Here is a 243-nt window from a genome sequence, read left to right as displayed (position 1 = left end):
CGCGATACTCATGCACTTCCCGGAACAAGCCACTGGTCTTGTAGAACTCGATGTGCTTGTCGTCGTGATTGCCCAACACCAGAAACTTGTTCGGCGTCTCGATCTGTTCGATGAGTGCGCCAGTCTTCCATTTGTTGTGGAAGCTTAGGTCACCAAGAAACCGGATGACACCCTTGGGGCCAACATCTTCGTTCAGACGACGAATGATCCACTGATCGTGCTCGTCGATGTTCGAGAAATAGT

General features: G+C 51.0%; 1 protein-coding gene. It reads right to left on the bottom strand.

The annotated features are described in order from the left end of the window. Positions 1-243 (bottom strand): hypothetical protein (locus AC1RPU_RS08480; protein ID WP_481769729.1); only part of this gene is annotated, 243 nt, incomplete at both ends.

Source organism: Dellaglioa sp. CoH-55-MRSF-7 (assembly GCF_056782235.1).
This window is presented reverse-complemented; position numbering and strand designations above follow the sequence as displayed.